The following is a 14,189-nucleotide window of genomic DNA, read 5'->3' on the forward strand; positions in this document are numbered from 1 at the left end:
AGATAGCATTATCCATGAAAGCATAAATTTTCCCATTCTTAGCTTTCACACCAAAAGCATTTTTTACTTTTTAGCTAATTGCTATATTTCGTCTCACTATTCAGCAAAATCGAACATATTGCTTCTCAGAAGATGTTTGTAAAGTCTGAGAAGGTATAATTTTGTCATTCTGACTGGAGCGTAGCGTAAGGTAGAATCTAGGTTTTGGTGCATACTGAGATATTACCCTGCTCTAAGTCTAACGCCTACACTCCGCTGCGTACCCTGCTCTAAGGCTAGCGCCTACAAAGACCCTTTTAAAACATCCTCTCAACATAGCCTGACATCTCTTAAATTAGCAACGCTCATCTTTAATAAAGGGCTTTGACATAATTAGTCAACTCAAACCCATTCATATTTAAAGCCTTACGTACTTGCTCACTCAAAAGTGCTGCAAGTTCTACCTCTCCGGCCCCTTCTGGACCATTCAATGGTTCGCCTTCCTCTATCAGTGCGGGATGGGAATAAATCTCCACAAAATCAGCCTGAATTTGTGGTATGAGACTGAGCAAATATTCCTCATTCATATTACTTGTTTGCAATAAACCGTAGACTCGGTCAGCAAAACTAATGCCATGAGCTTTCAGTAAATGCTCACCATAACGGCGCAAGCCACCAAACACAAACGACCAGACTAGCTTCGTCAGCAAATTACGACGGTCGAGCTTCAAGGACATCCCCAGTTCTTCGGCTGGTAAACGGATCACCTTGATATCAAACTCCTGCGCTAATTCTACTAAGATACGTAAAACCACTGGATGGGTATGTAAATGTAAATGCCCGTCTACATGGGAAAGGGGCAATCCCAGATTACGGAATTTTTTTAATTGGGCGCGGATTTCTCGCCACAGTTCGTCACGGGCTGCAGGATGGAATTGGTAACTTAACCCTGCTTGCAGGGGACTGTTGGAGAAGTTACCCAAGGAGTCAACTAAATGGGGAATCTGGGAAGGTGGTAAGGCCGACTGACCACATACCAACACTAGATGCAAACCGACAGCCAGATTAGGGTGAGTATTAGCCAAAGCGATCGCCTCTTCAACAGCATCACCCGTTACCATCAGACTAGTGCTAGTTAGCACACCTTGTTCATGTGCTTGGATAATCGCTTGATTCACACCGTGGGAAAAACCGAAGTCATCGCCATTAATGATGGCGAAGCGAGGATGTGGGGAATTGGGCATGGGATATCAGTGACTTGTACTGAGCGCAGTCGAAGTATCAGTTATCAGTGATCAGTTATCAGTGAATAAACTGATCACTGACTCTAGCGCCTATTAGACACCTACGGTTTGACTGGATTTGGCATTTGCAGCAGACTGGGTGCGGCGTTCTTTCAAGTAAGAGAAGAACTCACCGCCCTCGCGCAGGCGACGGACTAACATCTGGCGATCGCCCAGCATTTCCCGCACAATGGGGATAATCGCTTTGGGGCGGAAGTAAAATTTACGATACATCCGCTCAACTGCATCCTCAATCGCTGCACTAGAAAGATGGGGATATTGCAATGTCGAGGTTTGAATCCCAGAGTTAGCGACTAATGCGTGGTCTGTAAACCAGCCGTTGTCCTTGGCTTGTGCATACAATTCTGTACCAGGATAAGGCGCAGCAATGGAAACCTGAATTGTATGGGGACTGAGTTCGCAGGCGAAGCGAATTGTCTCCTCTACAGTTTCCTGGGTTTCCACAGGTAGACCAATAATAAAAGTACCGTGAACAGTAATACCCAGTTTGTGGCAATTTTTCATAAATTCCCGCGCCACTTCTAGCTTGATGCCTTTCTTAATGCGGTTGAGAATATCTTGATTACCTGATTCAAACCCAACTAGCAGCAAGCGCAAACCATTATCACGTAAGGTTTTTAGGGTATCATAATCTAAGTTGGCGCGGGCATTGCAACTCCAAGTTAGATTGAGTCGCTTCATATGTTCACTGATTGCGATCGCCCGATGTTTATCAATGGTGAAAGTATCATCATCAAACATATATTCCCGCACTTTGTCGCCAAAAATCGCTTTGGCTTCCTCCATCTCCCGTCCCACCGCTTCCGGGCTTTTATGACGGTAGAGATGACCACCAATTGTCTGCGGCCATAGGCAGAAGGTACATTTTGCCGGACAACCACGCCCAGTGTAAAAGGAAATGTAGGGGTGTAATAGGTAGCCAATGAAATATTTGGTGATATCCAAGTCACGGGCGTAAGTGGGGAGGACGCTAGGCATAGCATCCCAGTCATGAATTAGGGGACGTTCTTCATTGTGACGGATATTTGAGTTATCGCGATAACTCAAACCTGTGATTTCCGCCAGCGGTTTCCCTTCTGCTACTTCCTTGCAGGTATAGTCGAATTCGTTACGACAGACAAAATCAATCACTGGGTGATCCCGCAGCGTCTCCTCTGGCAAAACTGCTACATGGGCCCCTACAAAACCAATTTGGACATCTGGATTTTGGGCTTTTATCGCTTCAGCACACTTGACATCATTAGTCAATGAAGGTGTGCTAGTGTGCATGATCACCAATTCGTAATCCTTGGCAATTTTCAGCACATCTTCCACAGTTTGACCATGTGGTGGCGCATCCACCAGTTTGCTACCCGGTACAAGGGCAGCAGGTTGAGCCAACCATGTAGGATACCAAAATGATGTAATTTCGCGTTTAGCTTGGTATCGTGAACCAGCACCACCATCAAACCCGTCAAATGATGGAGGGCTGAGGAACAGAGTTTTCTTCACTAATCTCTCCTTTTGGGGATTGGGAAATAGGGGATTGGGGATTGGGGATTGGGGAATAGGGGATTGATTATTTTGTCTCCCTTATCTCCCTCATCCCCGGTATCACTAACTAGCCTTCATGCTTGCACCAATCAGCTGTTGGATGAGTGCCAAGACATCACGACGGCTGAGTTTTTCTTTACCATTAGCTAAGGCGTCAAGAGTGCCATGTGCCAAGGTTAACGGGATTTGACAAAAATCCAAAGCAGGGCCAGTAGGGAGAGTATTGGTGTAAGCATTTGCCAACAAAAGATTGCGACGTGCGTATTCATGCATATCAGCCGCACTCCAACCATCTGGAAAGAATTTTACCCCCCGTTTCAAATCTTCGGTATGGTTACGGAGGATATTCACTGCTTGTAAGCCTCGACCGAACCCAATTGCTTGAGTCCGGTTAGATTGTGTTCCATCATACCAAGCCCATAAATCCGAGAGCAACAATCCCACCGCACCTGCCACCCCGAAAGTATAACGATCTAAATCTGACTCTGTCTGAATTTTCCAGTTTTTTTCTGCCCAGTCAGCCATTCGGTCTGCCATTGCTGCTGTTGCATCCCAAATTCGAGGGGCGATCGCCTCTGGTGCCAATATTGACCATTCTCTAATTCTCAGGGTAACTTCTGCTAAAGTATTCTCGTGCCCGTTAAATCCCAAGGAGAAAGCATCAACTGCAAAGCCATCAACACCTGCTTGTAACGTCAAGCTAATTGTTCGTAACAGCTTCACTTTAGTTCGATTATCCAGTGCTGGATGATCTTCAATTTCATCAATAGCTCGCATACACAAGTATGCTGATGCGACTGCCTCTTGTAATCCTGGCGGTAAAATGCTAATCGGAATATAAAAAGTTCTACTAGTATCTTTCAGGATTTGCAGTGCATCCCTACGTAAATTCATATTGTCACTCCTCTCTTGATTTTCACACCACATGAAGTTAGCAGTTTTCTGATGATACTGGATATAGTTTTTACTAAACCTTAAAAACTGTAGATGCGCTAGTATGTCATCGAAAAATTAATGGTTTTAGGTATCACAATTAACAAAAATCTCACATTAATCAATGTTTAGTCTAGTACATGAGGGTTTAGTGACAAAAATGTCTAGTGTATGGCTCGGATATAGCTATCATAAACTTTTCAGGTAAATATAACCGATTATGTTAAAATTTTGCTGATTAGCTAAAAAACTCTCCATTAGGGAAAAGACAATTCTAGAGAGTTTAATTTCCATAGTCTCAGTTAAGCTGACTAGGAAACTATAGCTAATGTGTTCTTAGAGACAATTAAGTCATATCTGCATAGTCAGTAAAAACCACAATAGGCTTCAGTTAAGACCAAAAAATTTAAATCGCGTAGGTTGGGGAGCCACTCACGTAGGCGGCTTTGCCTACCTGTAGCAGCTAGCGTTGAAGTGGCGTTTGAGGAATATAGACGCGGAGCGGCTTAAGGCGGGGTAAGCCAAAGTTTCTAGATATTTGTGCGGTTTCACTCGATTATCTTTAACTGAACTGTAAGCGTAAGCCTTGAACAACATTAAAGTCACTGTCTCTAACTCTTCTATACAGAGACTTTATCTATCAGAAAACTAGGTAAGTTGGTTTGAGGAATAAAATCCAACAATTACCGTTTAATGTTAGGTTTAACTTCTTTCAAACTAACCTACAAATATTCTTAAATTAACCAAATTATTACAGCAGTTTTCAACTTGGTGAGGTAAAGATAATTGTCAGGGATAACAGTAATTTACACCTAGGTCTGTACTTCATTTATCTGAGATCAATTTAAAAAAAGAAGGCGACAGATGGAACGAGCAGAAGCTTATAAAGTAGCTCTCTGACAATCCAAAATCTGTCTTTGAAAGTCTGAGCGCCGGAAGCCGGCGCTCAGACTTTCCGCAAAATCTAAAATCCAAAATGGTATGAGAAATGGTTGACCCTTAGAAATAAAAAAGAGTGAGATTTGCCCACTCAAAAAAATATTTTTGAGTCTATAGGATTTTTCTGAAATACACGTAGTAGGGTGGGCAATGCCCACCAAAACCATGATACGGTGGGCATTGCCCAACGCCAGTTGCTCCACTTGGGGAAACCCCATCGCTCTTAGCGTCTCCCCTACAGATGCTGAGATTTTTTCAATAATCAAATCGGATTCCTATTTGAATTCTGAACAGATACGTAGGGTGTGTTAGCGACAGCGTAACGCACCATTATCAAGGGTTTGGTGCGTTAGCGTTTCGCATAACGCACCCTACGAATACCTACTTGTATTCAAAAATCAAATTGGATTCCTATATCAAATTAACTTTAGACTTCTTGTAGAACTAAGAGCAAAGTTAAAGGTATTGAATTTATCTTGATTTCTTTACCCAGAAAAATGCAAAAGCCACTTTTGTAATCTTGTCTTTACTACTTTTTATCCACAGGTGCAAGACCACGAATCGCAGGGTCGTTGATCAGCTTTCCCTGGATACAGCGGTTCTCGGTCGAATGCAACACTTCGGCTGCGCTCAGTGACATACAATCGAGGGCGGGAAACCCCGCCCCTTGTATCTTAAATAGAATTTAGGGGCTTTCTCGGTAAAATGATTGTGGCAATTGGTGAAGGGAGAATGAACACCACCATAAAATTTCGATTGTGATGAGAAATAACTACATATCTAGGAATTTTTAAATATGCATAAAGATAGATTTTTCAGGAGATTTTATTTTCGATTCTCAATTTAAAATCAAAAAATATGCATATAGATAGATGAAAAAAAAACCAAGTATGAGTAACATAGGCTACTAGACATTTCTCCAATTAACCCGTAATCGATACTGAACATTACCACGCTATTACAGATGCGGTTACAGAAATCTCAATGTTAAAAGTCAACCGCTTATGGCTGCGAAATATACAGCCAATCCATGTACATTCACTAGTAGTAACGGTTGCAAGTTGGCTTGTCATTCTGGTCGGGATCTCGGTACTACTTGGTTGGTGTTTTGAGATCGAATTTCTCAAAAACGGTTTCTATGCTAGTAACGTGACAATGAAAGCCAATTCGGGATTGTGCTTTGTACTGTCTGGTATATCGCTGTGGCTGTTACAAAACGCAGGGAGTCAGAGGCGTATTTTGGGGTTGGGGCAAAATGGAGCAAGCAAAGAAAAAAAGAATTATCCTCGTCAAAGTGTTCTCTACTTCAAGCTGGCGAGGGTGTGTGCATTACTAGTGTTGATCACTGGTTTGCTCACATTCAGTCAATATTTATTTGGCTGGAATTTGGGAATTGATGAACTGTTGTTCCGTGACTGGATGCAGGAGAGTGCAATATCATCTCCTGGGCGAATGGGGCTAAAAACAGCACTGAACTTTATATTTGTCGGCATAGGCTTAGAGCTTCTGGTCAGGAAAAAAAGTCGCCGTAACTATTGGTATGCCCAAATCATTAGTCTGATGATCGCGTTGATTGCTTTTCAGTCTCTGATTGCCTATGCCTACAAGGTGGAATTAGTTTATGGTTTACTCCCACAGACAACATCAATGGCCTTACCCACAGCACTAACCTTTCTAGTATTGTGTATTGGTATGCTGTGGACGCATCCCCACCAAGGATTAATGCGGGTAGTCACAAGTGATAGTTACGGGGGCTTGTTTGCTAGGAGGTTGTTGCTGGCAGCGATCGCAGTACCATTTTTAGTAGGGTGGTTAATAGTCAAAGGGCAACAGGCAAAACAATATGATGCAGCATTTGCCATATCCCTATTTGCGATCGTTTTAATTGTGATCTTCGCCATTGTGGTGTGGCAAAGTGCAGCTGTCGTCGAATGCCTCAGTCGTCAACACGATCGCATTCAAGATGCACTCAGAGCTAATGAAGCCAAATTGAGGAGTTTTGTAGATGCTAACATCGTTGGTATTGCCTTTGGCAACGCTGATGGCACTATTCAACAAGCAAATGATGCATTTTTGAGCATTATTGGTTACACCCAAGAAGATTTAATCGCCGGACAAATTAGCTGGCATCAGCTGACACCACCAGAACAGTTTGAGCTGGATTGGCAAAAAGTCACCGAAGCCAAAGAAAATGCTAATGGTGCTTGTCTGCCTTATGAGAAAGAATATATTCGCCGGGATGGTAGCCGTGTCCCAGTTCTCGTAGGTTACGTGCTGCTGGCAGAAAAACGACAAGAAACAGTCACCTTTATTCTAGATTTAAGCGCACAGCAAGCTGCACTGCGCGATCGCCAGCAAGCAAGAGCAGAAATTGTGCAACTCAACAAAAATCTCCAGCGGCGCGTGGCTGAGTTACAAACCTTACTCGATGTAATTCCCATTGGCATTGGCATTGCCGAAGATCCTCAATGTCAAAATATCAAAGTCAATCCAGCCTTTGCCAAACAATTGGGAATATCGCCAAATCTTAATGCCTCCTTGAGCGCTCCCATTGATGAAAGACCGACATTTAAAATTTACCGCGAAGGTAGGGAACTACGACCAGAAGAGTTACCCATGCAGTACTCTGCAGCCGAAGGTGTGGAAGTTCTCGATTTTGAAATTGATGTCGTTCATGAAAATGGCAAAATTGTCAAAGTATTAGAGTACGTTGCCCCCTTGTTTGATGAGGAAGGTCAAACTAGAGGATGTATCGGTGCATTTTTAGACATTACGGAACGGAAACAGGCAGAAGAGGTACTACGCAATCAGCAAAAATGGCTGGAAGATGTCCTCAATTTGATGCCAAGGCCATTGTTGTTTATCGAACCAGCCACGGCAAAAGTCACTTTTGCTAATCGCGCCGCTAACGAATTAGCTGGTGGGGAATTTCCCCGGGGCATACCAGCCGCAGAATATCATAAATTTTATTATTACAGCGATGCCAATGGCGATCGCATCCCCAATGACCAAATGCCAGGGGTGCGGGTTGCCCGTGGAGAACGCCTGAATGGGTTAGAAGTAGACTGGCATACAGTCTGTGGGGTGCGCTCCCTACTGATATTTGCCGATACCCTGCCAGCGATGCATGGTCATCCGGCTACCTGTGTCATGGTATTCCAAGAAATTACCAATTTGAAGCAGGCAGAAAAAGCCCTGTCACTGGGTTATAAAAGGTTGCAGATCCTATTTGATACCGCTAGTGAACTCCTTTCCAGCCAGCATCCTGTAGCACTAATTGACAGCTTATTCCGTAAACTCTCGGAGCAAATAGGTTTAGATGTTTACTTCAACTATTTGGTTGAGGAAAACTCTCAGTTAATGCATCTAGCTTCCTCCAGGGGCATTTCCCAGGAACAGGCGGCAGAAATTGAGTGGATAGTCTTGGGTCAAGCAATCTGCGGTAGTGCAGCTCTGGAGCGTCATGCCATTGCTGTAGAAAATGTGCAGCAATCAACTGACCCGAAAACAGAATTAATTCGCACCTTGGGGGTTACGGCTTATTATGCTTACCCATTGATTGCTCAAGGGCAACTTTTGGGGACTCTTTCCTTTGGCTCTCGCACTCGGACGCGCTTCACTGAGAATCAAAAAGGGATGATGCAGGCAGTTTGTGACCAAATTGCGATCGCTATGGAAAGAGCTGGTTTAATTGCCTCTTTGCAGCAGCAAACTGAGGAATTACGAGCAGCCAACCGCATGAAAGATGAATTCCTGGCGATATTATCCCATGAATTGCGATCGCCCCTCAACGCCATCCTCGGTTGGGCACAGTTGCTGCGATCGCGCAATCTCAGCGAAACTCAGATATCTAAAGCCTTAGAAACAATTGAGCGCAATGCCAGGACACAAACCCAGTTAGTTGAAGACCTCCTGGATATTTCGCGGATGATTAGAGGCCAGTTGCGTCTCAATGTCCGGACTTGCGATCTCATGCTGATGATTGAGTCAGTCCTGGAGACTGTTAGCCTCGCCGCCCAAGCCAAAGAAATCGATTTGACATTTTCCCTCATTCCTTGGTGGGAACCACAGGTAGCAAACAACGAACATCCAGAATCTATTATCCTCAAATCCAAAATCTATCGACTTTCTGGATTCCCGAAACATAGCGCCCTCAGTGAAGCCAAGGATCTCAATTCAAAATTTTTAGTCGTCGGCGATCCAGAACGTCTACAACAAATAATCTGGAATTTACTATCCAATGCCATTAAATTTACACCCCGAGGTGGTGGAGTAGAAATTAAACTTTCCAAAACCAGCGGTAATGAGCAAGAGCAATTGGATAATATTACCGATTACGCTCAAATTCAAGTACTTGATACAGGTATTGGCATCAGTTCTGAGTTTCTCCCTTACGTATTCGATCGCTTTCGTCAAGCAGATAGTTCTAGCACTAGACCTCATGGGGGACTAGGACTTGGTTTAGCGATCGTGCGACATTTAGTAGAATTGCATGGCGGTACTATCCACGTAGATAGTCAAGGTGAACAGCAAGGAGCAATTTTTACAGTCAAATTGCCACTGTTATCGCCAAATAGCAGCGTGAGTTTACCCCCAGGAAGCGGAGAAAATCAAGATTCGGGTTCTTTACCTACGAGCCCCTTACTCCTGGGTGTACGGGTGCTAGTTGTGGATGACGAAGCTGATAGCCGTGAATTTATCACTACCGTACTTCAAGAGTGCCATGCGGAAGTTATGGCAGTGGGTTCAGTATCAGAAGCATTGCAGATGATTGCAGAGTGGAAACCAGATGTTTTAGTGGGTGACATCGGTATGCCAGAAGAGGATGGTTATTCTCTCATCCGCAAAGTGCGATCGCAACCTCCAGAACAAGGCGGAAAAATTCCCGCAGCAGCCCTCACCGCATATGCTAGAGCAGAGGAACGGATGCGCGCCATACAGTCCGGTTATCAGCTACATTTGCCTAAACCTATTGAGCCGGCTGAGTTAGCCACAGTAGTCGCCAGCCTTGTGGGACGGACTTGAACGAGGGCAGAGGAGCAGGGAGACAAAAGAGAGATAACAAGACTTTAACCCGTGACTCTTGACCCCTGACCCCTGACATCCGAAATAAATAATTGCCGAGTTGTATGTAACTTATGTTGCTCACAAGGCAGAAAAACTCATAGACTGCTTGCACAAGTAAGGTAATTTTCCTTACATTGTGCCCCATTCTTAATTTCCGTAGCGTGGAAACTGCCTACAAGGTAAAAATCAGGGTTTGAGCGAAGGGTAAATATTGCCCACCAGAAAACAATCGTCGTATTGAAATACTGTCACTTTACTTCAAAAAAGTCTCAGAGTGAGCCTGTCGAACTGCTCAGTAACCATTAGACGTGGGGGACTCTAGCTCCCCACTGATAACTGATATACGCAGAGTGCATATTTATCGACAAATGCATCTACTAAATAAGTAATATTTTGCAAATCCAAGCTTATATGATGACCCTCACAAAGACACCGACAAAAATAGCAATTAAACCACAAAATTTAAATAGCACAGACTGTCGTGAATTGCTGCAAGCTTCTTTTTTGCAAGCCGTGCTTGAAGGCTTAGAAGATGGCATATTAATCGTCAATGCAATGGGTGAACTAGTTCATGCTAATGCATCTGCTCACCTAATTTGTAGTCAATTAAATCAAGAAAATCGTCCCGCAAATTTTGTATCTCCACTCATCTGGCAGCTTTGTCAATCACTACTTGACAGTCACGGTTTGCCGTCTGAGCAATTAATGATCCTCTCAGATGAGATTGTACTTAATCAATCACATATATTTCGGGTGCGGGTGCGATTGGTAAATTTACCAGGGTTTCAGATACCTTATTTTTTAGTGACAATTGAGAACCGATCTGAGTCTCAGAGAAATAGTGCGATCGCTGAAGTCAAAAAATATGATCTCACACCACGAGAAGCCGAAATTTGGTGTCTTTATCGAGGTAACTCTAGCTATAAAGATATTGCTGCCAAACTATACATCACAATGAACACAGTAAAAAAGCACATGAAAAATATTCACGCCAAGCGACAGGCGTTTCTAGAAAAGTGATAAACCTTAATTACATCATGAATTCAGACAGCAAGCCTGACATATCTAATACTCGTCCAGACCAAATACCAGATTGTTCTGCAACTTCACTACGCGCTTTTTCATCCGACCAAATATCATTCCCAGATAATTCCCACATGGGCAGTTGGACTTGTATATTAACCAATTCTTCAGCTAGAAGAGGTTCAATGTCTGCTGCCGTCCACTCAATAAACCACTTGGTTTCTGAAATTACACTGATCACTGCTTCTTTGTAAGCAACATGAGAAAATGACTTAATACGCACTAAATTGGCAGCTATATGTCCTAAACGAATTGGTGTATTTTCATGTTGAAAGCGTGCTTGTTTTTCATTTAAATTCTGGTTCATAACCACCTATCAAGCGCTGATTTTCAATGCTCGATAAAATTTTGACCTATCGAGGGTCAGAAACTTTTTGCAGATGGATTAATCGATTCAACACCTGCTGTTTTAAGTCATTGTTATTTTGTAGCTCTACGGTGATTTTGTTGAAGCGATCAATGCTTAAACCATTATCTTCAACTATCTTCTGGGAACGGTTACAGTAATTAACCGCAATATCTTTAGCCTGTGAAGAAAGACCGTTGATACTGTTGGAGTCATTGCAAACAATCTTGGGAATTTCTCTACCACCAATCAGCTTTTTAATCTCTTCAAAAGCTTTTTGACGCGCTGGCTCCATTGCTAACACAGCTTGAGCATAGCTATTAACTTCAGTATTGTTGACTGCTGGAGTTTGAGCATTAGTTTTGGTGCTGATAACTAAAACACTAGTAACTACACTAACACTAGCGATCGCCCCATAAAAAAAAGATTGAGAAAGCTTTCGTTGCAGGCTTAGTCGGAGAAAAAAATCAGATATTCTCTTCATATATTGTGTGACACAGAACTACGGTAGGTATATGATGACTCAGAATTATTTTAGGAGTCAGAAGTTCCAAAAGACTCCAAATCTATAAAATTTTTATCTTCAACTGGTGGCCACGGTAGCGAGTATTCGAGCATCGGAGTCCCTCACCATAATTTTTCAATTTGACACCCAGTCCCTAATCCCTTTTACTGTTGTCTTCCTTGGCATACTTGACAAAGTTCTATAACTTTAGTCTGAAGGGTTGATATATCCGTAGAGCCTCGTTTGAGACTCACCTCTAACTCTAGTAGTAAGGGTAAAGTGGAGATTAGTTGTTGCACAGAAAGGAACTTGACTTCTTGCTGTAAAAAGTAGATACGTTTAGGATTACCGATCTCAGCAGCTTTGGCGATCGCCTGTTGATTCCGTTCCCCACTTTCTATCATAATTTTTACCAATAGCCAGGTACGAAACTGACCAATTAATGTAGCCACTATCCGCAAACCAGGTTCAGAAGCATTGTGCAGATCATTTAAGGTTGCTAAAGCCGTAGCTGTATCCCCTGTTCTAATTGCTGCTGCTAATTGTAAACTATTTTGCGTAGTATTTCTGACTAACTGCGTGACAGTATCTACATCTAATGGCTGATTACTACCGGCAGCATAAAGCCGTAATTTTTCGATTTCGTTGTAGAGGAGGCGTGTATCATTGCCTACAGACGCTGCTAACACTTCCATAGTTTTAGCTGTCAATCTCAAACCCGCTGTTTGAGCAGCCTGATGAACAGCCTGCACCAATAATTCCGTCTTCCAGGGCGGAATCAGCGAGAATTCTCGAAACTCCGTGGCGAATTGTTTGAGGATTTTTGTCGATTTTAAGCGTTCATCTGGTTTGTTGCGAGAGGTGAGCAAGAGAAATGAGTTTTGGGGAATTACTGGCAAGGTTCGCATCAGTTCGGCTAACACATTCTCTGGACAATGCTGGCACAGATTAGTGTTAATCAACCATACTAACCGTCCACCGGCTCCAAAGCTTGGTGTCATGACCTGATTTAATCCCTGGATCGTAGCATCCGGTTGATCTGGAAGAAACGAGGTATAGTTAAAACTTGTCCATTGGGGATCGAGGACGCGATCGCGCAACAGTGATACCGCCTTTTCTATGGCAAAATCATCTTCACCCCAGTAAACATAAATTGGCATAAAGAAACCAGTCACACAAACCTACTCATATCTAATCACTGCTAGATAGATGTGGACAACTGCATTTCCTCTCTACGCGAGAAACTCTTTTGGATGACACTCCCAGATACTTAGATTTTTTCAATAATCAAATCGGATTCATATAGTCCAATATAGCGGTTCTCGTTCGGATGCCATCCGACCGAAAACTGCTATGGGCAATAGGGAAAACTAAGCTACCCACGCTTCGACTACGCTCAGTTACTACAATATGCAGGGTTTCAACCTACCTTGCTACGCACCAGCAGCAGCTGCTCCGCAGGAGAGGGGGGTATTCAAGCAGATCCTTTAACTGTAAACGGGCGTACTGACCACTAACGCAGAATTTACAATAAAGTGCATTTTGTCAATCAGTTGAAATACTCAAAATATTCTTAATCAAGCGAAAAATCTTCCCAAAATTGAGAAATTAGGTTACAGTTCCTTACCCCAAGTTTGTTAATCTGGGTAACTTTGCCTAAAATCTATCAAGTGAGAGCGCGAGGCTAAGAAGATTGGACGACAATTATCAAACATACTTAAATCGGGTAGCGCGCATGACGCTGCCAGAAGCTTACAGATCACAGGTTCAGCATATCCAAGAATCTTCTAAATTTCAGCCGCATTCTGGGTACATACAAGCAGCGCCTTTTCCTGGCTATACGCTAATTACCCCACCAGCGGTAGAAGAGTCAGAAAACTCGACTTTCTATGCAAAGTTACAAGTTTATCAACAGGAACTGTTAAAGTTGCCTGCTGATAGCGATTTGATCGTACCTGTACCCTCTACCAGCTTTCATTTAACTTTAGCTGACTTGATTTGGGACAGTGCTTACCGTGACGCCTGCGAAAAAAATCCCGAATTTGAACAACAGTTACGTTCTTGCTTTGCGGAAATCTTTCAGCAATATCAACAATCCTTGACACAGGAGACTCAACCAATTTATTGGCAGGTGCTGGGACTGATAGTCTTGCCAAGGGCTGTAGGTGTGTGTTTAGTACCCCAAGATGAACGCAGCTATGAACAGATTATTAAGTTTCGCCGCACAATTTATCAAAATCCCCAGTTAATCGCCTTGGGAATTGAACAACACTATCACTTCACTGCCCATATTACATTAGGCTATTTTGGCAAAATTTCATCTGATCTAGACCGTACCAACCTTAGCACCTCATTATCTGAGTTGAATCAACAATGGCTTTTAAATTCGCCAGAATTTTTAATACATCGCGTTGAACTGCGACAATTTAATGACATGACGGGCTACTATCGTCAGCCAGACTGGCCAAGTTTAGTGATCAGTTAACAGTTAACAGTTAAC

General features: G+C 43.0%; 10 protein-coding genes. 3 read left to right on the plus strand and 7 right to left on the minus strand.

What is annotated here, in order from left to right; all coding sequences use genetic code 11:
- Positions 1-350: 350 nt before the first annotated feature.
- From hpnK to CAL7507_RS20255, 4 genes are all read right to left on the minus strand, one after another.
- Positions 351-1,223 carry a hopanoid biosynthesis-associated protein HpnK gene (hpnK, locus tag CAL7507_RS20240; protein ID WP_015130354.1) on the minus strand — a complete coding sequence of 291 codons (873 nt, stop codon included), beginning with the start codon at positions 1,221-1,223 and terminating at the stop codon, positions 351-353.
- 93 nt (positions 1,224-1,316) lie between these two features.
- A complete protein-coding gene (gene hpnJ, locus CAL7507_RS20245) occupies positions 1,317-2,774 on the minus strand; it encodes a hopanoid biosynthesis associated radical SAM protein HpnJ (protein ID WP_015130355.1) in 1,458 nt (485 codons plus the stop codon).
- A gap of 105 nt (positions 2,775-2,879) precedes the next feature.
- Positions 2,880-3,710 (minus strand): squalene/phytoene synthase family protein, encoded by an 831-nt coding sequence (locus CAL7507_RS20250; RefSeq protein WP_015130356.1) that lies wholly within the window; start codon positions 3,708-3,710, stop codon positions 2,880-2,882.
- A 920-nt stretch (positions 3,711-4,630) separates the two neighbouring features.
- Positions 4,631-4,954, minus strand: coding sequence for a hypothetical protein (locus CAL7507_RS20255; RefSeq protein ID WP_015130357.1), 324 nt, complete (start codon positions 4,952-4,954; stop codon positions 4,631-4,633).
- Between the two features lie 718 nt (positions 4,955-5,672).
- Here CAL7507_RS20255 and CAL7507_RS20260 point away from each other — a divergent pair.
- Entirely contained in the window at positions 5,673-9,713 is a 4,041-nt protein-coding gene (locus tag CAL7507_RS20260; protein WP_015130358.1) for an ATP-binding protein, read from the plus strand.
- Between the two features lie 453 nt (positions 9,714-10,166).
- Positions 10,167-10,775, plus strand: coding sequence for a LuxR C-terminal-related transcriptional regulator (locus CAL7507_RS20265; RefSeq protein ID WP_015130359.1), 609 nt, complete (start codon positions 10,167-10,169; stop codon positions 10,773-10,775).
- Between the two features lie 10 nt (positions 10,776-10,785).
- Here CAL7507_RS20265 and CAL7507_RS20270 read toward each other — a convergent pair whose 3' ends face one another.
- The 3 genes from CAL7507_RS20270 to holA all read right to left on the minus strand — a co-directional run bounded on the left by CAL7507_RS20270 (position 10,786) and on the right by holA (position 12,849).
- Positions 10,786-11,145 (minus strand): hypothetical protein, encoded by a 360-nt coding sequence (locus CAL7507_RS20270; RefSeq protein WP_015130360.1) that lies wholly within the window; start codon positions 11,143-11,145, stop codon positions 10,786-10,788.
- Between the two features lie 46 nt (positions 11,146-11,191).
- Complete coding sequence (locus CAL7507_RS20275; RefSeq protein WP_015130361.1) at positions 11,192-11,668, minus strand: DUF4168 domain-containing protein; 477 nt, start codon at positions 11,666-11,668, stop codon at positions 11,192-11,194.
- A gap of 185 nt (positions 11,669-11,853) precedes the next feature.
- On the minus strand, positions 11,854-12,849 hold the full coding sequence (holA, locus tag CAL7507_RS20280) for a DNA polymerase III subunit delta (RefSeq protein WP_015130362.1): 996 nt from the start codon (positions 12,847-12,849) through the stop codon (positions 11,854-11,856).
- Positions 12,850-13,424: 575 nt separating this feature from the next.
- Between holA and CAL7507_RS20285 the strand changes: the two genes are divergently transcribed.
- Positions 13,425-14,174: a hypothetical protein gene (locus CAL7507_RS20285; protein ID WP_015130363.1), complete on the plus strand. Its 750-nt coding sequence runs from the start codon at positions 13,425-13,427 to the stop codon at positions 14,172-14,174.
- Positions 14,175-14,189: the final 15 nt, after the last annotated feature.

The organism is Calothrix sp. PCC 7507 (assembly GCF_000316575.1).
In the GTDB taxonomy this organism is placed as follows: Bacteria; Cyanobacteriota; Cyanobacteriia; order Cyanobacteriales; family Nostocaceae; genus Fortiea.